Source organism: Halococcus sp. IIIV-5B, assembly GCF_003602035.1.
GTDB classification, from domain to species: domain Archaea; phylum Halobacteriota; class Halobacteria; order Halobacteriales; family Halococcaceae; genus Halococcus; species Halococcus salsus.
In genome coordinates, this window is the sequence record NZ_QZWE01000042.1 from 1 (window position 1) to 21,580 (window position 21,580).

Annotated in this window: 18 protein-coding genes and 1 pseudogene; 11 read left to right on the top strand and 8 right to left on the bottom strand. The window is 57.7% G+C overall.

Going from position 1 to position 21,580, the window contains the following annotated elements:
• Window positions 1-135 precede the first annotated feature (135 nt).
• Window positions 136-1,755 (bottom strand): TrkA family potassium uptake protein, encoded by a 1,620-nt coding sequence (locus tag D3261_RS18005; RefSeq protein WP_120074766.1) that lies wholly within the window; start codon window positions 1,753-1,755, stop codon window positions 136-138.
• 75 nt (window positions 1,756-1,830) lie between these two features.
• On the opposite strand from D3261_RS18005, the gene D3261_RS18010 reads away from it, so the two are divergent.
• A complete protein-coding gene (locus D3261_RS18010; protein WP_199694064.1) occupies window positions 1,831-5,250 on the top strand; it encodes a hypothetical protein in 3,420 nt (1,139 codons plus the stop codon).
• 136 nt (window positions 5,251-5,386) lie between these two features.
• Here D3261_RS18010 and D3261_RS18015 read toward each other — a convergent pair whose 3' ends face one another.
• Window positions 5,387-6,325, bottom strand: a complete 939-nt coding sequence (locus D3261_RS18015; RefSeq protein ID WP_120074768.1) for an aldo/keto reductase — start codon at window positions 6,323-6,325, stop codon at window positions 5,387-5,389.
• Complete coding sequence (locus D3261_RS18020) at window positions 6,244-6,966, bottom strand: sugar phosphate nucleotidyltransferase (protein WP_120074770.1); 723 nt, start codon at window positions 6,964-6,966, stop codon at window positions 6,244-6,246. Before D3261_RS18020 ends, D3261_RS18015 begins: the two co-directional genes overlap by 82 nt.
• Window positions 6,967-7,019: 53 nt before the next feature.
• On the opposite strand from D3261_RS18020, the gene rfbB reads away from it, so the two are divergent.
• Window positions 7,020-7,964, top strand: coding sequence for a dTDP-glucose 4,6-dehydratase (gene rfbB, locus D3261_RS18025; RefSeq protein ID WP_120074772.1), 945 nt, complete (start codon window positions 7,020-7,022; stop codon window positions 7,962-7,964).
• Between the two features lie 66 nt (window positions 7,965-8,030).
• Here rfbB and D3261_RS18030 read toward each other — a convergent pair whose 3' ends face one another.
• The 3 genes from D3261_RS18030 to D3261_RS18040 form a co-directional block, all read right to left on the bottom strand.
• Window positions 8,031-9,224: a glycosyltransferase gene (locus tag D3261_RS18030; protein ID WP_120074774.1), complete on the bottom strand. Its 1,194-nt coding sequence runs from the start codon at window positions 9,222-9,224 to the stop codon at window positions 8,031-8,033.
• 133 nt (window positions 9,225-9,357) lie between these two features.
• A complete protein-coding gene (locus D3261_RS18035) occupies window positions 9,358-10,365 on the bottom strand; it encodes a sulfatase-like hydrolase/transferase (RefSeq protein WP_120074775.1) in 1,008 nt (335 codons plus the stop codon).
• A gap of 113 nt (window positions 10,366-10,478) precedes the next feature.
• Complete coding sequence (locus D3261_RS18040) at window positions 10,479-11,729, bottom strand: sulfatase (protein WP_120074777.1); 1,251 nt, start codon at window positions 11,727-11,729, stop codon at window positions 10,479-10,481.
• Between the two features lie 110 nt (window positions 11,730-11,839).
• On the opposite strand from D3261_RS18040, the gene D3261_RS19815 reads away from it, so the two are divergent.
• From D3261_RS19815 to D3261_RS18065, 5 genes are all read left to right on the top strand, one after another.
• Window positions 11,840-12,838, top strand: a complete 999-nt coding sequence (locus tag D3261_RS19815) for a hypothetical protein (RefSeq protein WP_147464995.1) — start codon at window positions 11,840-11,842, stop codon at window positions 12,836-12,838.
• Between the two features lie 247 nt (window positions 12,839-13,085).
• Window positions 13,086-14,588, top strand: coding sequence for a flippase (locus tag D3261_RS18050; protein ID WP_120074797.1), 1,503 nt, complete (start codon window positions 13,086-13,088; stop codon window positions 14,586-14,588).
• Window positions 14,589-14,908: 320 nt separating this feature from the next.
• On the top strand, window positions 14,909-15,829 hold the full coding sequence (locus tag D3261_RS18055; RefSeq protein ID WP_120074781.1) for a glycosyltransferase family 2 protein: 921 nt from the start codon (window positions 14,909-14,911) through the stop codon (window positions 15,827-15,829).
• A 184-nt stretch (window positions 15,830-16,013) separates the two neighbouring features.
• Window positions 16,014-17,237 (top strand): inositol-3-phosphate synthase, encoded by a 1,224-nt coding sequence (locus D3261_RS18060; protein ID WP_120074783.1) that lies wholly within the window; start codon window positions 16,014-16,016, stop codon window positions 17,235-17,237.
• Window positions 17,234-18,580 (top strand): alkaline phosphatase family protein, encoded by a 1,347-nt coding sequence (locus tag D3261_RS18065; protein ID WP_120074785.1) that lies wholly within the window; start codon window positions 17,234-17,236, stop codon window positions 18,578-18,580. Before D3261_RS18060 ends, D3261_RS18065 begins: the two co-directional genes overlap by 4 nt.
• 15 nt (window positions 18,581-18,595) lie before the next feature.
• Here D3261_RS18065 and D3261_RS18070 read toward each other — a convergent pair whose 3' ends face one another.
• A complete protein-coding gene (locus D3261_RS18070) occupies window positions 18,596-19,309 on the bottom strand; it encodes a fumarylacetoacetate hydrolase family protein (RefSeq protein ID WP_120074787.1) in 714 nt (237 codons plus the stop codon).
• 68 nt (window positions 19,310-19,377) lie between these two features.
• Window positions 19,378-20,073: an SOS response-associated peptidase gene (locus D3261_RS18075; protein WP_120074789.1), complete on the bottom strand. Its 696-nt coding sequence runs from the start codon at window positions 20,071-20,073 to the stop codon at window positions 19,378-19,380.
• 160 nt (window positions 20,074-20,233) lie between these two features.
• Here D3261_RS18075 and D3261_RS20450 point away from each other — a divergent pair, with 160 nt between their 5' ends.
• The 4 genes and pseudogenes from D3261_RS20450 to D3261_RS18095 all read left to right on the top strand — a co-directional run.
• Window positions 20,234-20,380, top strand: a complete 147-nt coding sequence (locus tag D3261_RS20450; RefSeq protein ID WP_199694066.1) for a hypothetical protein — start codon at window positions 20,234-20,236, stop codon at window positions 20,378-20,380.
• A complete protein-coding gene (locus D3261_RS18085) occupies window positions 20,377-20,763 on the top strand; it encodes a PIN domain-containing protein (protein WP_120074793.1) in 387 nt (128 codons plus the stop codon). Before D3261_RS20450 ends, D3261_RS18085 begins: the two co-directional genes overlap by 4 nt.
• 136 nt (window positions 20,764-20,899) lie before the next feature.
• On the top strand, window positions 20,900-21,280 hold the full coding sequence (locus D3261_RS18090; RefSeq protein ID WP_120074795.1) for a hypothetical protein: 381 nt from the start codon (window positions 20,900-20,902) through the stop codon (window positions 21,278-21,280).
• Between the two features lie 43 nt (window positions 21,281-21,323).
• A pseudogene (locus tag D3261_RS18095) lies at window positions 21,324-21,580 on the top strand (TIGR00300 family protein); the annotation flags it as partial.

The window sequence follows — 21,580 nt, forward strand, 5'->3', positions numbered from 1 at the left end:
CGCCAGCACCGCCCGACCCGCTACAGCCCGCGAGAACGACCATACAGACCACCACGACCGCCACCACCGTTCGTCCACGAGAGGGCATGTCACGGCTCGACCGACCGCCAGCATATGTTTTGTGGCCGATACTTCTCACTCGGCCAACGCGGTGAAGCGGTTGACGTCCTCGTCGGTCCCGACCACGACCACCTCGTCGCCCGTCCGGAGCTCGAAGTCGGCACCGATATCGGTGAGCATCTCGCCGTCGCGCTCGACCGCGACGACGGTACAGCCGGTTCGGGCACGGACGTCGGCCTCCGCGAGGGTCCGGCCGGCGAGGTTCGGACACCGAGTTTGCAGCACCTCGATCTGGCTGTCGAAGTCCATGACGTCCTCGTCGAGGATCGTCGAGGCCAACATCCGGCCGCTCACGGTGGCGAGCGCGAGCACGTAGTCCGCGCCGGCGCGGTAGAGTTTCCGGACGCTCTCGGTCTCCTTCGCCCGCGCCAGGATCTCGATGTCGGGGTAGAGCTCCCGGATGACGAGCGCCGCGAAGACGGTCTGCGTGTCGTCGGGGAGCGCGAGCACCACCGCGAGCGCGTCGTCGAGGCCTGCGGTCTTCAGCACGGCCTCCTCGGTGGCGTCGCCCACGATGTCCACGCCGGGTTTGTCGGCGAGGTCGACCACGACCGACTCCAGCCCGTCGGCCGCGATCGCCGCGTCGACCGTCGACCCGACCTCGCCGCGCCCCGTGATGACGACGTTTCCGCGCCGGTAGGGTCTGGTTTCGGCCGTCGTCATCCGCTTGAGGGCTTCGAGCTGTTCCTCTTGACCGGCCACGAGCAGCAAGGAGTGTTCGTCGAGGCGGGTGTCGGGCCCCGGCGGGCTGACGAACGCCCCGCGGAGCCAGGCCCCGATGACGTGCGCGCCGGTGCGTTCGGTGATCCGGCTTTCGGCGATCGTGACGCCCGCGAGGTCGCTCCCCGGTCGGATCGTGAGTTCGGCCACCTCGAACTCGTCGCTGATCTCGACCGCGTCACGAAGCTCCGGCGAGACCGCCGTCGTGACCTTGTCCGCGAGGCTCTCGCCGACGAGCCGCCGCGGCGAGAACACGTCGTCCGCGCCCGCGTAGGTGAGATAGTCGGCGGCATCGGTGTCCTCGACGAACGCGATGATACGGGTCCCGCTCTCGCCCGCCGCGAGCGCGATCGAGGCGTTCGCCTCGTCGGTCGAGTCGGCGACCAGCGCCCGTGCGGCGTCGAGGTTCACCCGCTCCAGGGTCGTCTCGGATTCGGGGTCGCCGTAGACCACGCTCACCCCGTCCTCGTGGAGGTCGTCGGCGCGGTCGCGGTCGGATTCGACCACCACGTACGGGATTTCGCGACCCCTCAGCTCCTCGATCAGCGTTTCGCCGCGCGGGGTGTACTCACAGACGACGACGTGGTCGTCGAGGTCGGCACGGGTCGGTGCGCTCGTCGAGAAGGTCTCTTCGAGCAGCGGGAAGACGATAGCCGGGAGCGCGAGGAAGATCAGTGCGACCCCCGTGAGGTCCATCACGATCACGATGACGTTCATCGCGGGGCTGGTCCAGCCCGCATCGGAGCCGAAGCCCGTCGTGGTGAACGTCTCCACGACGACCTGCAGGGCGTGGAGGAACGTCGTCGGTTCGCCCTCGAACGTCGCCATCCCGTAGTCGTAGACCACCGCGTAGCCGAGGATCAGGAGGCCGAGCGAGACCGCCGAGTAGAGCGCCCGACGCTGCCAGGTGTTCATCGCTCCCCTCCATCCGGACGGCGAACCACCGCCCCGGGTGCTCCGTCCATCGTTCGGGTTCGCCAACGGACCCTCATGAGCGGTTCGGTTCACCGACCGTTCCATGCACTATCGACCGCCATCGATCGCTTTCGCGACCCGAGTGCCGATGATTTCAGAACAAAGATTCTCGACATAACGACGATCAACGAATGGTTCCATTATGGTACTGATCTTGAAAAACATTTTTTACGGTGCGAGTTTCTTTATCTGATGATGCCACGGAGTGATGGGGAATCATGGGGAGGGGGAGCGCAGCTATCGGTGAACCGGCGTTCGTACTTGAAACTCGCCGGGATAGCGGCGGGGTCGGCGGGACTGCTGTCGGGGCCGGCGAGTGCGGCGTTCACGCGTCGCGGGATCCAGTTCAATCGGACGGTGAACATGGTCGAAGATGCAGGGTGTGACCCGACGGGGAACGAACCCTGCGACGACCAGATCACCGCGGCGGCCGACGATTACACCCTCCTCAAGTTTCCGGAAGGCGAGTACAAGATCACCGAGAAGAACGTTGTTCTCAGGGCTACCAACGTCGGATTTCTGGGAGTCGGCGACGCACGGTTTACCGTTCCGGAGAACTTCAACGAGAAACTCCTCGTCGTCGATAGGGGCACTGGTGTGCTCTTCGAAGGGATCGATATCGACCTTCGGGCCGACGGCGCAACCCCGGGCCTCCACCTCGGCGCGCAGGACGACCTGCAGATTCACGACGTCGAGTATATCGGTCAAGGGATCAACCCCGGCAGTGACCCCCGAGGGAAGGGTGACGGGAATCCGTTGGTCACAGGTGCTCTCTACCCGATCCTTCGTTCGGCGGATGGGACCGGAACGGTGAGAAACGTCGTCGCGAAGAACGCCGGTTTGATGGGTGCATACAACCGGGGCGACGGACGTATTGGCGTCTGGGTCGGTATTAGTCACGAAGGCACGGTAACGCTCGAAGATTGCCACATCGAGGGGTTCCCAAACAACGGACTCTACTGCAGCCGGACGGGTGGTGTCGTCCAAGTCGAGGGTGGACGGTTTAGAAACAACGACATCACGCAGGTTCGCCTCAGTAGCCAGGGCAGCTACGTCAAGGACGCCATCATCGAAGCCGATTTCGACAACAGCGACAGCCCGAACCCCGGCGACACACTCAACTCCCGTGGGGTGCGTTTCGAATCCGGTGGGTTCACGTATAGCGGCGCGGTCGTCGAGGACTGCGATATATCGATCGCTTCCACCCCGCATGCGACCGGTGGTGTCGTTACCGGGAGCGACGGTGGTGACCACTCGATAATCGACAGTCGGATCGCTGTTGAGGTCGATGGTATTCGCGCGATCTACTCGACAGCGCCGACCGGCTACGGCAGCCGTGACCCACCGCCGGAGCCACACGACACGGAGGTGCGTGGCGTCAGCATCACGGGCGGGGCGAACGGCACTGAGGCGATTCGGATCGACCAGCGAGAGAACTCGGTGGTTTCGAACTGTTGTATTAGCCAGACTGGGTCGGAGCGAGACGGTGTCAGGTTATACGATTCCGACGGCAGCACCGTAGAGAGCAGCACGATCGATGTGAACGGAGCGCAAATACGCTCTCCCAACAGCCAAATTTCGACCGGGAATATCTCCGACAGTGGTTCGTGCCCGGCACCCAACGCCGCCTCGGGCGACGACCTTCCGCACAAACTCTCGTTCGTGAGCGATGGCGGCGAGTTCAGCTACTCGTTCACGGTGAGCGGCGACCTCGGAAAGTCCGGCGCACGTGGCGCGAGCATCGACGACAAGGACACCGTTTCGGGAGGCACGGCGACTGGACAAGGGGGTGGCGGGGGCGTCGATAGCTACGGATTCTCGGGTAAGATCGAGTCGCTCGACTTCGAGGGTGACGCCACGGTCTACCTCGACGACGACGTCATCGACCCCGACGACTTCGCACAGGATACGCTCACCATCGCGAGCAACGGCGGTCGGTTCTCGTACACGGTTTCGGTAAGTGGCGACCTCACGAAATCGAGCGCGAATGGTGCGAGCATCGATCCCAACGACACCATTTCGGGAAGCACGGCGACCGGGCAGGGCAATGGCGGGACCGATAGTTATCAGATCGATGGCGAGATCGAATCATTCGATCTTGAGGGTGATGCGACAGCGACACTCGATGGTGACGAGATCGACCCGGACGAGTTCCCAGAAAACGTGCTTTCAGTAGCCGGGAACGGGACCTCAACCGACTACATGTTCTCGGTTTCGGGTGGGCTGGAAGGGAGTCGCGCCAACGGTGGGTCGATCACTGCTGAAGATGAAGTCCAGGGTAGCACCGCTGAGGGCTACGTTTCTGGTGGGACGGACTCCTATGTGTTCTCGGGCGAACTTGGGACTTTCACTCTCAACGGGAATGCAACGGTCACATTAAACGGACAGGAGATCGACCCGGAGACGTATTCACAGGATATCCTCTCGATCAAAGGGAATGGCACTCCAACTGATTACCAGTTTGTCGTCTCCAGTGACCTCAGCGAGAGTACCGCTAACGGCGGTTCGCTTGGCGACGAAGACCAGATATCCGGAAGTACCGCCGAGGGCTACGTTTCGGGTGGAACGGATTCCTATGCGTTCTCGGGCGAACTTAGGACGCTTAACCTTGATGGGAACGCAGTGGTCACGCTGAACGGCACCGAAATCAACCCAGAAGACTACTCGAGAAACGTGCTTTCGGTAGTTGGGACCGGTAGCCCCACCGATTACAGCTTCTCGGTTTCGGGGTCGATTGAGAAGAGTCGTGCCAACGGCGGTACACTCGGCGACGAAGACGAGATCACCGGGAGTAGCGTCGAAGGCTATGTTTCAGGAGGAACGGATTCTTATGTGTTCTCGGGTGAACTCACGAGCCTCGCTCTCGACGGGAGCGCGGTGGTCACGTTGAATGGCCAGAAGATCGACCCGGAGACGTACTCCCAGGATATCCTCTCGATCGAAGGGACTGGTAGCTCCACCAATTACACGCTCTCGGTCTCTGGTGGGCTGAGAAAGAGTCGCGCCAACGGTGGGACGCTCGGAGACGAGGATAATGTCTTGGGTAACACTGCTACCGGTTACGTCTCGGGTGGGACGGACTCCTACGCGGTCGAAGGCGAGATCGAGTCGTTCTCGCTCGACGGCGATGCCACCGTCACGCTGAATGGCACCGAAATCAACCCCGGGGATTATTCGGGCAACAAACTTTCGATCGAAGGGAACGGCACTCCAACTGATTACCGTTTCGTTGTTTCCGGTGAACTCCACGAGAGTAGCGCCAACGGTGGTTCACTTGGCGACGAAGACGAGATCAGTGGGAGTACCGCTGAGGGCTACGTCTCTGGTGGTACCGACTCATACGCCTTCTCTGGCAGGATTGAGTCACTTGATCTCAATGGCGACGCAACAGTGTATCTTGACGGAGTAGTCATTGACTTGAGCAGTATTAGTTGATCGTTGTAGCGTTGTTCGTAGTATCTTGACTCACCCAGAAACTCTACGGGGTTCACAGCGGGCAGCACAGAACCATTCTCAATGAGTTGTACTACACGTTGTGAACACATGAGACAGATATATGTCACTCGCCGCCTTAATTCCAAGGTGCGAATTCATAGTCTACGACACGAACCTCTCGATCAATAGAGTCAATGGTTCTAATCGTGTCTTCCGTAAGGGAGAGGTTAGACGCGGTGTGATTTTCCTTGAGGTGAGGACCTCTGGAACGAGGAATTACTGCGACGTTCTCCTTTTCAAGTAACCAAGCGAGAGTAATTTGAGCAATCGACGAATCATAGTCATTGGCGACACTCCGCAATGTGGGATCGTTGAACACGGCTCCACCGGCGAATGGGGTGTGAGCAACAAGGATGATATCGTTTTCGACTGCGTACTTCTGTAGGGGCTTCTGTTGTAGGAATGGGTGCATCTCGATCTGATTCGCGAAGACTGAGTGGGTAGTGGCGGCGTGTGCTTCCGTGAGCAACTCACAGGTAAAGTTACTAACACCGATTCGTTTGATAACATCGCGTTCACGTAACAGATCGAATGCGGCCATGGTTTCATATGGGTCATAGGTGTGAGCAGGCCAGTGAATGTACAACAAGTCGATAGCTTCGACGCTAAGCCGATCCCGACTGTGTTTGGCGCTAGCAAGAACATCTTCGTGTCCTAAATTTTTCGAGTGTAGCTTAGTCGCCACGAACGTACTTTCTTTATTCACCTTGGCAGAGCGCAGTGCATCTCCGATGTCCGATTCGTTACCGTAGATCTGTGCCGTATCGATATGACGGTAGCCAATATCGAGCGCCTGCTCAACGGTATTACGGCACATCTCTCCTTGGAGAGAACCAGTCCCGAGTCCAATCTCGAGTGGTCGTGGAAACGTCGTCATAGGGCTAAAAATTCGTTTACAGTACGTAGTGAGGAAACGACAACAACGGAAACATTCTACTGTGGACTGCCATCCTCTTGGTTCCTCACGTGCTCTGCTGCTTGAAAGAGTCCTTCCGGTGTTCCCGTATCGAACCATTCACCATCAAAATAGTCGTATGTCAGTGTACCGTCGCTGATATAGCTTCGATTCAGATCTGTTACCTCGTACTCTCCTCGCTCAGACGGTTCTAGTTCTGAGATCTTGTCGAACGCATCACTTTGATACAGATACAGACCGATAACCGCGGAGTTCGAAACCGGAGATGACGGTTTTTCAATGAGCTTCGTGACCTTTGAATCTTGAACGGTGGCAATACCGTAGGCAGTCGGCTCATCTACTTCCTTGAGGAAGATCTTTGCACCAGAATCTTGATGCTCGAACTCTTGAATAGCAGATTCGATATCACCGAACAGCAGATTATCACCAAGCATTACGGCGAATGAATCGTCTCCCACGAACTCATCGGCGAGCGATATCGCCTGGGCGATCCCACCTGGCTCTGATTGAATTCGGTAGCTGAAGTCAGCGTTGAAGTCCAACTCCAGCAGCTCCATATACTTTCCAATATAGTCCGAATCACTCACGATGAGGATTTCATTGATTCCGGCATCGATTAGTGTCTGTACTGGATAATAGATCACTGGTTTATCATAGACCGGGAGGATATGCTTGTTGATGACACGAGTAATCGGTCGGAGACGGGTACCACGTCCACCTGCCAGAACGATCCCCTTCATACCTCATCGTCCACAAGAAACGTTTAAACTATTTCGGTTCGTCATCCCCAAAAATGGCTTCAGATACAGTTCTCGTCACAGGTGGTGCTGGTTTCATTGGATCCAATGCCACACGCGCTTTTATCGAGCATTTCTCAGAAGTATACGTTCTTGACAACCTAACGTACGCTGGGAACCGACAAAATTTGGACGAAATTGCATCGGATATTACGTTCGTCAAGGGTAAAATCCAAGATCGAGAGTTGCTCCACGACCTGTATCCGAAGGTAGACTCGGTTGTCAACTTCGCTGCGGAAACTCACGTAGATCGCAGCATCTCTGCCGGAGATCCATTCGTTTCCACAAACGTTCACGGTTCCTACGTCGCGATGGATACCCTCAGAGACCACGATATTGAGCGGTTCATTCAGATATCCACCGATGAAGTATACGGGAGCACCCGTTCAGGAACGTTCAGTGAAGGGGATAAGCTTGATCCGAGCTCGCCCTATTCGGCGAGTAAAGCGAGCGCAGATATGTTCGTACATGCGTTTTGGGAAACATACGGATTGCCAATAACTGTTGTTCGTCCAACAAACGTGTACGGACCACGACAGCACCCAGAGAAGCTCATTCCGAAATTTATACTCAGAGCGCTCAACGGAGAACCATTACCGGTGTATGGTGATGGATCCAACGTTCGTCAATGGCTCTATGTAGAGGATTTCTGCGAAGCACTCTTGCACATTCTTGAGGATGCTGATAGTGATGTCTATAATGTATCGGGAACAGATGAGAAAACAAACCTTGAAGTCACTCACCTAATAACGGAGTTAGTCGATGCTCCTGAAGGGCTAATTGAGTTCGTGGAGGATCGTAAAGGTCATGACTACCGGTACTCACTTAGTGACGATAAGATTCAGAATGAGCTTGGATTCTCGGCTTCGACTGATTTCGAGGAGGGTCTCCAAAGCACTATCGAGTGGTACTGCCAACAGGAGGAATTCCCAAGCGCATAGCGATTCGCGTACAATATCTATTCTGTTTCGGCAAGGGTAGTAGAATCCGGTGCAAAACCTATTACATCATGGCATCTGTGAGATTGCTATGGAATATACCCGTTCAAGATTTTCAGTTATTTTCGGTATTGAGTGGTTGTTTTCGACATATCTCCGTGCTGCGACACTCATTGAATCCCAGTGACTCTTCTTTGAATGAAATTGATGGATAGCCGAGGCGAGTGCAGCGGAATCCCGTTCAGGAACCAAGATGCCGGCATTGTCGGGAACTATCTCCGGAATTCCAGCGTGGTACGTTGAGATAACCGGCTTGCCGGCGGCTTGTGCCTGCAATATCACCGTTGGTGTTCCCTCCATATCACCATCTGGCCCAATGACACTAGGCTGCATGAAAGCATGACAGTGGGCCATTTCTGTCGTGAGTTCCTCTGGGCTGAGCCATCCGAGGAATTCGACTGAATCGGTCACCCCATGTGCTTTGGCCAACTCTTCTAGTTCATCTCGTTGATCTCCATTACCGCCAATTCGATAACAAATGTCGTATTCCTCTGAAAGTTCTGAAACAGCTTCGATTGCATATCTGATACCTTTCTTCGGTACCAGACGACAAATCGAGAGAAGATTCAATGGCTGCTGTACTTCCCGTGTAGGAACCAACGGCTCCTGTGCGACTGTATCGACTCCGATCGGCTGCTTGAAGAGTTTCTCCGCTGGGCATCCTGCATCATGAAGAATGCCAATCATATGATCACTGAGTCCGGTTACAACACTCGCTTGTTTGAAAGCGTGTTGGTAGCGTTCTGGCTTTCTAAAGAGATTTCGACTTGCATCGTATCCATAAAACGAGAGAACGAGAGGGATCGTCGAAATCTCGGGTATATCTAACCACCACTCGAGCTTGCTTCCGAAGTGAAGATGTACAAGATCGGGTGAAGAGTCGAGGCTACGAATGGCTATCCTGTTTAGCAAGCGTATAAAATCGTCTTTGTTACGTAGGGATGCGATCGCCGATCGGATTGTTGGGTCGTTTCGGGCTGCGCGGAGTAGCTTTCGGAGTCCTTCGGTTTTGGTCGGTGTTTTGACGGAGTATCGAACCAAGTTTTCTAGGTCATAGCCACGATGCTGATCGAGAATTGGGTCCGGAGGGAAATACGAAACGACGGGGACATGATGACCGTGTTCCAGCAGACCAGTCACCTGATTCGCGACGAACGTCTCAGAGGTCTTGGGGAAATTTGTCCGACAGTGAAGGACGTTCATATTGGTTGTTGTGCAGCGATTGCAGATCGGTTGCCATCGATCGTAACACCCATCCGACACTTGCAACTTTTAGAGCCAGATGATGATCTCTGCAAACATGTTACCGAAGTCCAATGGATCATTAAGGAGGTTGTCACTCTACGTACCCGAGACTCGCAAGTCGGTCTTCGATTCCTTCCGTGACTTGATAATCATCGGATGGAAAAATTTCCATTTCTCGGTATTTCTCTTCAATTCTCCGCCGATCAATTGTATTGGGATCGACAATAAACCAGGGAACTTGGCGAATCAGGATCGAATCACTCTCATGTAAGTACCGGTCGTTTTCACCGAGATGCTCGCCGTGGTCGCCCGTGATCGCGACGGGGCAATCAAGCCGTCGGACAAGCCGAACGACTTCGGCGAGGACGTACTCTAAGTTATCAGTGTATGCTCTATGTAGTTCATGCACGCTGATCTGGCCATTCTTGATCCGATTATAAATACGCTGCGTCGGCCGGTCCTGACCTTCCGAGAGAAGTTGGCGCATTCCAGTATTCTGGGACGATTCCTCTGTTGGATCGTCGTTCCATGGAAGGATTTCTGTTGCGCCGATATACGGAACGTGCGGCTGGGCGTAGTGGACTACAAGTCCGATATCGTCCATCTGACTCGCATACCCAAGCGCAGTATCAGTCATTGTTTCAGCTGGAACCGTCCCGCGTTCCGGATCCCAGCCATCCTCCCAAACGTGGACGAGAGTCTCTATGTGTTCGCTCGGCCGATGGGACTTTCCTCGAAGTTCGAAATAGAAATCCGAATTAACAGGCATACTGTTGATGTATGTTAGGTCGTAATACTCCGTCCACGTCCGTGCCGCATATTCCGCAGTCCACCGACCGGATGCCCATACTCGCTGAAGGTCACCCGTGATAAATCGGGAGTGGAGCCGCTTGAAAACATCGTACCGACAGGCATCGAGAACGATCAGCGCGAATTCATCGTTCGAAACGAACTCGTGGATCCGTGTTCGTTGTGAGTCGATTCGATGTGCCCGACGATAGGCCTCAAGAGCGGCGTCTTGACCGACACGCTCCCAGAAGGCCCGTGGAACCTTCCGTGGATTCGCGATGGCTTTCCGTAGCAGGTCAGGGGTATTCATACCGATGAAATCAGATGCGTCACAATCAGTTTTCCTATTCTTCTGGCGGAGTCACGTTTGGATACCAGCCGGTGTAGAAGACCTAATTCAGTTCAGATGAATCGGTAAAGATTCTACCGATACCCGAGTGCTTCGAGCTGCTGCTGGCGTTCGATGTCTTCGACTCCTTTGACCACCCCCGCAGTCGTCTGAACGTTCGGGAACGTCGCGGTGTCAAGTATTTCGCGACCTTCGGACGAGATCGTCTCGGTCCCCTCATTGCTATCGTGTCGTCGACGGATCGCGACCGCGTCATTCTCTGTTAGCCGTATTGATGTGTTCGACTTCGAAACCACATGACGTGGTGCGGCGTCGGTGAGCGGATGAGCGTGCTCGGAAGCTACTTCTATCCCAAGTATGTTGGCAATAGTTGGAAGAATATCTCTGTGTTGGACGAGATGGTTAAACGACGTGCCGGCGTGCTTCCTCTGTGGGTACTTCACGAGCAGAGGCGTTCGGATAAGCTCGTCATAAGGATCGACGTGCATCGGATGGAACATATAGCCGTGCTCGCCGAACAGTTCGCCGTGATCTCCAACGACCACGATCGTGGCATCGTCGTACCAGGGTTTCTGCCGGAGATCACGGAGCAACCGCGCGAGCTCACGGTCGAAATACCGTATGTTTGCATCATAGAGGGCTTCGAGAAACGCTGTGTCTTCGGGACCGAGCGGATCTTCGGCGTGGTCGTAGCTATTGAGCTCACGGATCTCTTCGTCCGTACGGTCGATGACGGGACCATCGATGGCAATCGAAGGGATGAACGGCTTGTGGGGATCCATATAATGCGCCCATACAAACGCGTTACCGGCATCGGTTCGCCGTCGGACGAATGCCGAGATCTCTTCCGCTGACCAGGTTGGCTTCGAGAGACCCGAGTCATCACCCGAAGTCGCAAACTGCTTCATAAGCCGATAGACCTGTCTTATAGTGTTTGATTCACGGATCCATTCGATCGATTTAGCACGTTGTTTCATTGAGGGTGACTGGTCGGGTGCGCGCTGATCGTGAAACGAATCGAATCCACGGTCGTAGCCTCGCTCAACGGTAAGGTGGCCATTATTCGAAAAGCCTGTGGTCACGCCATCGAAGAGTTCGGCAATCGTCGGCACATCGTCAGGAAATCGACCGTTATCAACCACGGGGTGACTCGCGATGATTCCAGGAAACGCCAACGGGGTTGCATTGCCGTGCGAGTGCGCGTTGGTGAAACGAGCGAAATCGTCTTCGAGGAGTGCCATCGATTCGGGAAAGCACTCTCGGCTGAAACGATCGGCGCGGAGCGTATCGACCGAAAGGAGAACTATGGGTGAGTAGCCATTCATACACGAACGACCACGCCGTTTAGTATATATTTGTGGTTCGATTCCTCCGATGATAGGGAGAACCAAGTGTTGATTCGATAGAGTAATAATGATGTAGTCAAACCTCCATTGTGACTGACCTCACATATGCATTTTCCACTGGTCCAGGGATTCTTGAGCAACAAGCTTGTCTCCTCCTCAATTCGATTAGAGCAAATACGGATGCTACACCGGATGATATTCTCATATACACTGTAGAGAGCGAGCGCGATGAACTGACCGCTGAACTACTGCCATATTTCGAAAACCACGCAACAGTAGTTGACGGTCCCATGCCGAATCCAGATTACCCGTTATCTGCTGCACATGCAGCCTTAGTAGCGGCTAGTCAAGAGTGTCCTAACAACTATATCCTTCTGTTGGATACAGATACGATAGTTCTGGACGATATTGATATTCATACGCGAAAGAGTGCCGAACTGTTTGTTAAGCCAGCCGACTTTGGAAATCGGTACTGGGCTAGTCCACAGTCTCGAGATGCGTGGCGTTCATTGTACAACAAATTTGATTTTGAGTTCCCAACGAATCGAGTAGAGAGCACGGTTGACCATCGTAGAATGCTCCCATATTACAATAGTGGCGTAATACTCACTGAGAACAACGATTTTCCCGAACGATACTTAGACCTGAGCCGGGATATCCACCCGGTCCTTTCAGAAAATAACTACTTCAGCGACATGGTTTCGCTAGGACTCTTATCGACAGACTATGACGTAGAAGTTCTTGGAGAAGACTACAATTACCCCCTACCTCACTACTTCACCACTCCAAAAAGCGCTAAAATCATACACTACAATGAGAACAATACCCTTTACGGCTCAATGGTTATGGACGGCGATTTTGAAGTGCGAGTAGGCAACATCGAGATGCCAGCGTACTTTGAGAACGGTTACAGTCAGTTTGGCAAGATCGATCTTATGGAAGAAATATATAATGTAATCCACTTCCGCAAGCAACCCCGTGCACCGTATCCAAAAAGTCTAAAAATCTCAACTGTACAGGCTCTGGAGCGAGTTGGTTTGAAAAACAATATGAAGAATATGATCGGACTGATACGATCTATCAAATAACGCTGTTCGAGACTTATTAATCATCATAGGGTTATTTGCATGGCACTAACTAGGTTCACCGTAAGATTATAGAATCCTATCAATCACCAATAATTGGGTATTGCCTCTGCATTCTTGGACTCCTTGTTTCGAGTACCACCTTCAGAGATGCCATGGTCTGAGTAGGTCGGATCGAGCACAATGGTTCATAAATGAGCCAATGAGTAGATGGCAAAACTCATGGCAAAGTCACAATGAGAAGAGACGAATGCCTGACGACTCCAAGACAGGTGTACCTGCAGCACTTCGATCGGTTGCGCGTGGTGCTGGTGCGCAGGTTCTCTCACTCGGCATTGTACGAGTTCTTGGGTTCGTGACTACGTTTCTGCTGACCCAGAGTCTCGGCCCAACTCTCTATGGGATCTACTCATTCGGGAAAACACTGAGCTCGATCGCAGCGACGATAACGAACCTTGGGACGGATCAGTCTATCGTTCGGTTTGTCCCTCATTATGGAGGTGATCAGACAGCTCAAAATCGTGTATTTGGCTTAGCGACTCTCACTTCGTTCGTTGGCAGCCTCGTTGTGGGTGCGATCTTGTTCGTCGCTGCCCCGTTGATAAACGAATACACCTTGCAACAGTCATTGCTTGTCCCTGTTCTTCGGCTATTCGCATTCACACTCGCATTCAATACATTAATTGGCTGCATCTCGAACGTTTTTCGAGCCTTAGAACTTCCTGGCTATCAGGTTGTTTCCGGAAATATTGCCCGTCAGACGTTTCGGCTCTTCACCGTAGGGGTGGTTGTCGCAATCGGTGCCACGTTGGTTGGTATTCTCGTCGCAGCAATCGTAGCGTGGCTTCTCGCATTCCTATTTGCAGTCTGGTTGTTCTTTACCCGAACCGACTTCCGCCCAAGCCTGTCCGGATCGCGTCCAAGTCTATCTAGGTTCTATAATTATTCAATTCCGTTGACGGTAAGCGATGTTGGCTCATTACTTCTGAATCAGATCGACATACTGATGGTAGGAACCTTTCTGGCGGGTAGGGCAGTCGGTATCTACAACCTTTCGACGGTACTCTCACAGGTTCTTCAGATCCCGGCTACTGGGCTCAATACGATATATCCGTCAATCGCCTCTCGAATGTACAGCAACGGGGAACTTGAAGACCTCAGAATGCTGTACAAGCAGGTAACTCGGTGGTCATTCACTATGGTGGCACTACCAGCAGTAGGATTATTCCTATTTTCCAGCGAAGTGTTAGCTATCTTTGGCGAGGGATTCAGTGGAGGGAGCGGTGTCCTCTCCCTGTTCATCATAGCGCAGGTTGCCGGTTCTCTATCTGGGCCGGCAGGTTACACACTGATCATGACTGACCATCAGTATCTCGTGATGATTGACCGATGGAGTGCTGGAATCGCCAATGTTGTTCTCAACTATATCTTTATTACCCGATACGGTCTTATTGGCGCAGCATTCGCGACCGTTATTGTGATGTCCGCTGTGAGTATTGTTCGGATTATAGAGTTATGGTACACCGAGGGGTTGTTCCCGCTCTCGCTCAGATACCTCAAGCCAACTGCCGCCGGGGTGGCTTGTGGACTCGCCCTACTCCTATGGAAGACAATTTCGCCGTTCACTGGAGTGGGGCTAATCATTGTAGGCGCTATCATCGGTACAGTTGTGTTCGTTTCCGTTCTCCTGGTTCTGGGGATCGAGCCCGATGACCGCGAGTTCTTTTCGGACATCACTTCTCGGATACGCTGACGCTCCCTGAGATACTTACACTACGATTGGATTATCACGCTAGCGTTGGTACACAACTCACTCGTACTACTATCCCTACCTTTTCGGATAGTCGTTTGACTCGTGGGGTAATTTTCGGCGAGGGGTTTTCCGGAAAGCCGCCGCGAACACCACAACTCTCAAGATTACATCTCAGCAGAGGTGATTTAACTAGACAGCACCCGTTCGATCTATACCCACTTCTTCGAGATACTTACGAGATATGTTTCGTTGGCCCATCGATCTATCAACCGACAGCGTTCTCGACCACTTAAGTCGGCCCTGGTCGACAACCGAATATCATGTCTCCCTCGTCCCGACGCGCGGCGGATTCGCCACGGCTCTCCGTCATCGTGCCGGTCTACAACGACCCGGACGGGATCCGGACGACGCTCGAATCACTGGTCGCGCAGACCTACCCGACCGCCTGCTACGAGGTCGTCGTCGTGGACAACGGCTCCGACGACACGACACCGGATGTCGTGCGGGAGTACTGTGAGCGGTACCCGGAGCTGGTCACCCTGTTGGTCGAGGACGAGATCCAGAGCTCCTACGCCGCTCGAAACAGAGGCATCGAGCACGTCCGTGGCTCCCTCGTCTCGTTCATCGATGCGGATATGACCGTCAAGCCGACCTGGGCCGAGTCGGTCGTCGCCTCGGCCGAGGCCAACGACTGGGACTACATGGGCTGTGACATCGAGACGTATATCGTAGGCGAGGGCTCGTTGACGGCGACCTACGACCGCGCCCTGGGGTTCACGGTGCGACGGTACCTCGAAGAGGCGCACTTCACCGTCACCGCCTGCTTGACCGTCAGGCGGTCCGTCTTCGACCACGTCGGGGGATTCGACTCGCGCCTGATCTCCGGTGGCGATGGGGAGTTCGGCGAGCGTGTCCACAACGCGGGGCTCACACAGTACTTCGAGCCGAATATCACCGTCTACCATCCGGCACGGACGACGCTCGGGGCGTGGCTTCGAAAGCAGTTCCGAGTCGGCCGCGGGTCGATCCAGCGACGGCGCTACCACCCCGAACGGGCCGGGAGTTCACACCCACTCGACCCACGGAAGTTCCTCCCGCTCCGTCCACGGACGTTCTACGGCCGACTGACCGACGCGACGACGCCGACCGCTCGTGAGACGATCGGGCTCTACGGGATCGGTTATCTCAGCAAACTCGCTCGTGCCGCCGGTGGGCTCTACGAGCAGTATCTCCGTGGGTAGCGTTACGACCTGACTCTCAGGTCGCCGCTTACGAACGGTCCGCCCGGATGTCGGACATACGAAGCGGTAAATGCGCTCCTGACCGATCGTCGGGTGTGTTCGTGACGCCGCTTCAGAACGATGCAGTGGGACTCGACGGGTGGAAACGACAGGCCGGTGTTCTATCGCCTCGGGGGCGGTACCGGTGACCACCGGCGTCTGGCTCGTCGGCGCGCGCGGCAACGTCGCCACGACCGCGATGGTGGGCGCACGCGCCATCGCGCACGGCGTGACCGGCACCGAAGGAATGGTGACCGAGCGCCCGCCGTGCGACGCGCTCGGCCTTCCCGATGTGGATTCGTTGGTCTTCGGTGGGCACGACGTCCAATCCGGGAGCGTCGTCGAGACGGCCGAGGCTCTCCACGAACGGAACGGCGTACCCGGCCGTGCGGCGCTCGACACGGTTCGCGACGACCTCGCCGCCATCGACGACCGGATCGAGGTCGGGACGGCACGGAACTGCGGGACGACGGTCGAGCGCCTCGCCGACGAGGCCGCGGACGAGGGGGATTCTTTGCGAACGGTCACCGAGGAGATCCGGGCCGACTACGAGACGTTTGCCGAGGCGAACGGGCTCGACCAGGTCGTGGTGGTGAACGTCGCTTCGTCGGAACCGATTCCCCACGACCCTTCGCAGTACGACACGATCGAGGCGATCGAGACCGCCCTCGACGACGACGACCCGCTCCCGGCGAGTTCGCTCTACGCCTACGCCGCGCTGAGCGCGGGCTACCCGTTCGTGAACTTCACGCCGAACGCCGCGAACGCGCTCCCCGGGCTCCGGGAACTCGCCGACCGCGAGAACGTCCCGCACATGGGGCGCGACGGGAAGACCGGCGAGACCCTCATGAAGTCCGCGCTCGCGCCGATGTTCGCCGACCGCAACCTCCGGGTGGAGTCCTGGGAGGGCCACAACATCTTGGGGAACGGCGACGGTGAGGTCCTCGAGGACGAGGAAAACAAGGCCGGCAAGCTCGACAGCAAGGGCGGCGTGCTCGACGGGGTCCTCGACGAGGACTTCCACAACCGCGTTCGGATCGACTACACGCCCGCGCTCGCCGACTGGAAGACCGCCTGGGACGACATCCGGTTCCGCGGTTTTCTGGACACACAGATGAAGCTCCAATTCACTTGGGAGGGCTCGGACTCGGCGCTCGCCGCACCCCTCGTCCTCGACCTCGCACGGCTGGTGGCCTACGCCGATAGGCAGGGTGAGGGCGGGCTTCAGCCCCACCTCGCCTCGTTCTTCAAGGCTCCGCTCGGCGTCGACGAACACCGTCTGGCCGCGCAGTTCGACATGCTCGCCGACTACGTGGCGCGCCACACTGCCGAAACTGACGGCGGCGCGGACGCGGAGGACAGCGTATGACCGACACGGGTCGTGCGGTGGTGCTCGACGTGATCGGGCTCGAACGCGAGCACGTCGACGCGGGGCTCGCGCCGAACATCGCCGAGCTGGTACCCGAGTCCGCGCGTGCCGACCTCGAGATGCCCTTCCCGGCGGTGACCCTGCCAGCCCAGTCGACCCTCGCCACCGGTCGATCTCCGAAAAATCACGGGGATGTCGCGAACGGCGAGTACGACCGCGACACCGACTCGGTGGCGCTCTGGGAGCGCGACCGCGAGAGTCGGGATCGACTCTGGGAGACGGCGAGCGAGGCGGGACTCATGACCGCCGTGTTCTGCTTCCAGCATCTCATCGGGACGAGTGCCGACGTGGCGCTCACGCCGTCGCCGATCGAGGACGAGGAAAACAACATCCTCGAGATGAACTGCTGGACGAACCCCGACGGCTTCTACGACGAACTCGAAGCCGAGTACGGCCACTTCCCGCTCCACACCTACTGGGGACCCGGCGCGAACGAGACCTCCTCCGAGTGGATCCTGAACGCCGCCCGTGAGTCGGTCGAACGCTACGACCCCGACCTGCTCTGGATCTACGTGCCGCACCTCGACTACGCCGGCCTCGCCCACGGCCCGAGCAGCGACGAACTGGCGGACGCCATCGGATTGGTCGATGACCTAGTGGGAGGGTTCCTCGACTCGCTCCGCGGCGACGACCGCTGGGACGAGACCGCGGTCCACGTCGCGAGCGAGTACGGCTTCCACGACGTCGACACCCCGATCTATCCGAATCGCGCGCTCCGCGAGGCAGGGCTTCTGGAGGTCCAAGACGACGGCGAGGGCGGCGAGGAAGTCGACTTGGAGGGATCGAACGCGTTCGCGATGGTCGACCACCAGGTCACGCACGTCTACGCCGACGAGGGCGCGGTCGACGACGCCCGTGAGGCGCTCTCGGGGTTGAAGGGCGTCGAGCAAGTGCTCGGTGAGGACGGGAAAGAGGAGTGGGGCGTCGCCCATCCCAACGCGGGGGACCTCGTGCTCGTCGCCGAGCCCTCGGCGTGGTTCCAGTACTACTGGTGGCACGAGGACGAGGACGCGCCGTTCTACGCCCGCGACATGGACATCCACGCGAAACCGGGCTTCGATCCCGTCGAACTCTTCTTCGGCGACGAGGGATTGGTCTCGCTCGACGCCACGAAGGTCGGCGGGTCACACGGCCGCGGGGACGTCGACGGGTTCTACGGAACGGGTGGTCCGGCGGCCGACGCGTCGATCCCGGACACCGTCGACGCGCGGGCCGTCGCGCCCACGCTCGCCGACCGTCTCGGGGTCGACGTCGGGATGGACTTCGAGCGCGACCCGCTCTGAGCCGGTTTCGATGGGTTACTCGACGGTGTTTCTGAGGGTTCCGACACCCTCGTAGGTGATCGCGATCTCGTCGCCGGGTTCGATGAGGCCGGGGTTGGCCGGGCTGCCGAAGGCGACCACGTCGCCCGGGGCGAACGTGAACCGCTCCGAGAGGAACGAGACCACCTCGTGGGGGTCGAACAACATCTGCTCAGTGGTTGCTTCCTGGCGCACCTCGTCGTTGATCACGGTCTCCATCTCGATTTCTGAAGGGTCCACATCGGTCTCGATCCACGGGCCGAGCGGCGCGGAGCCGTCGAAGGCCTTCCGTGCGGTGCGACCGTCCTGGTCGAGCGCGTCGAGGTCGTTGAGGACCGTGTAGCCGCGCACCACGTCGGGGACCTCCTCGGGCGCGAGCTTGGTACACGGCTCGTCGATGACGGCCGCGAGCTCGCCCGCGTAGGTGAGTTCGTCCGTGAATTCGGGGTACTCGATCGGACGCTCCGGCGGGTGGCGTGAGACGGGCGGTTTGATGAAGAAATCCGGCCGGTCGGGCTTGTCGTAGTCCATCTGGTCGAGCGTCGCGGCGTAGTTCCGGCCCACACAGAAGAAGGCGGACGGTTCGCAGGGGGTGAGGAGTTCCACGTCGGCCGCGTCGAGCGGGTAGCTCGTGCCGTTCGCCATCACTGCGCCGCCGTCGTGTTCGCCGGCGACGACCCCGTCGGTCGTCCGAGCGCGTGCGAGTCGCATACGGACTCCCCTCCCGAGGCGAACATAGCGCTTTCCCTCGCTAGATTCGCGGCTGGGTTCGGAACGGATCAGGCCGGTGCGGGATCGACGAGGGCGGGTGAATCGTTCGCGGGGTTGTTGACCGCCGTCGAGACGGGGTAGGCGTCCATCGCGCCCTCGTAGGGGTGGAGCACGTCGGTGCCGCCCTCGGCGAGCCAGCGTTCCTCGTCCGACGGGTCCAGCACGACCGCCATCCGGTGATGAAGGTCGCTCACGACCTCGTTCGGCTCGGTGGTGACGATGGTGAACGTCTCGATCGTATCGGTCTCGCGGCTCGGCTCGTCGTCACCGCCGAACTCCGCGAGCCCGGTCTGTTTCTGCGGGGGTTGCCAGCGCTCGTAGAGGCCCGCCATCGCGAACGGGGCGTCGTCTTCGAGCCGCACGCGATAGGGCTGTTTGCCGTTCTCAGTCTCGGTCCACTCGTAGAAACCGTCGGCGAGCACGAGACATCGCCGCGACTCGTAGGCACCACGAAAACTCCGTTTCTCGTCGATCGTCTCGGCCCGGGCGTTGATCAGTCGGTTACCGATCGACTCGTCGTCGGTCCAGCTCGGCACGAGCCCCCAGCGGAACTCCTGGATGGCCTCGGGCGCGTCGTTCGTGACCACGGGCAGGTGCTGGCCGGGTGCGGCGTTGTATCGGGGCTCGGGCGAGCGCTCGAACCGCGCGCCGAAACGGTCTTCGAGGTCCTCGGGCGGCGTGAAGAGGGTGTAGCGTCCGCACATGGGAGAGAGTGGGTTGCGACGGGAATAACCCCGTCGGCCGTGCCTCTCGGCGATGCAGTAGCGATCGGTGGTGATCGTACCACGATCGAAGCTCGAGACGAACGAAGTACGCACCACGAACGCCCGACTGTTTAAATCGGATCGGGACGAAAAAGCGGATATGAGTCTGATCGCCGATGATTTCGCCGAGTTCGTTCCGGACGGGGACGATGACGACCGTCCGCTCGGCGACGCCCTCGCGTCCCTCGCGATAGATATCGACCTCGATTCGGTCGAGGTGGTCCGGGACCTCCGCGAGCGACCGTGAACTGTTTCGTCGATACGAACGTCCTCGTTGCCGTCGTGACCGCCGAGGACGGGCGTGCCGAGGCCGCAGTCACGGTGTTGAACGACCACGAGGCCTACACGTCCGTCCTGAACCTCATGGAACTCCGAAGCGTCCTCTCGAAGAAGAAACGCTTCGAGCGCGACCGTATCGAGGCGATCGAAGACCGGATCGTCGACCACGCTACGATCTCGGTTCTCGACGCATCCGACGTCCTCGCTGCAAACCGCCTCCAGCGCGAGACGTATCTCTACCCGATGGATGCACTGATACTCGCTGCAGCCGAGGCCACCGATGCAACGCTCGTCTCGTTCGATGCGGAGCTGCGGGAACACGGGGCGAAATCACCGGAGACGGTACTGTAACTGGCGGGGACGACGGTGGTCGGGTGACGAACGGATTCACCGATCTCGTCGTGGCGACGACCGGGATGGGTCGCTCCCGTCCGTCGTCGGCCAAAGTATAAAGCTCTGAACGCCGTATTTCGGCCCGTCAGTCGCTATGTCCAACGAACCCTCCTTTTCGATCCCTCGTCGTCCGGAACGGCGCTACTCGCGCCACGCGGGGCTCGAATACGAGGGCACCACGGTCTTCTCGCTGTCGCCCGCCGCCGACCACACCGACGACGCCCTCGACGGCCTTCTCAGAGGGGTGTTCGACGGCGGACCCTACACCTACGGCGACTGGTTCGACCTCCCGATGGCGCTCTACCTCGTCCACGACACCGAGACGGGCGACGTCTTCCGGGTGTCGGTCCGCGACGGCCGGGTCGAGTTCCACGTCCTCCCCGAGACCGACCCGGCGGGGCTCGAAAACCTCTATCGCCGGCTGTGCGAGCGGACGGACCACCGCTGGACCGTCGAGCGCCACGTCGAGGGCTGACCCGACCCACAATCGACTTATTCACCCCCAGGAATGGATGGGTATGACAGTCTCACGCGAGGTCGAGCTCTCGGGGCACATCATCGACTCGGGGATGATGCAGTCCTGTTTCGTCGCGATAATGGATCTGGGTGGATCCTTCGAGGTCGAGGAGTTCCGGGTGGGTCGCACCGAAGTCGAGGCGTCCTACGCCCGGCTGACGGTGCTCGCCGACACGGAGGAGGACCTCCGGTCGATCGTCCACGAACTCCACCAGAACGGCGCGAACCCCTCCCACCCGGTCGACGCGAGCCTCGACCC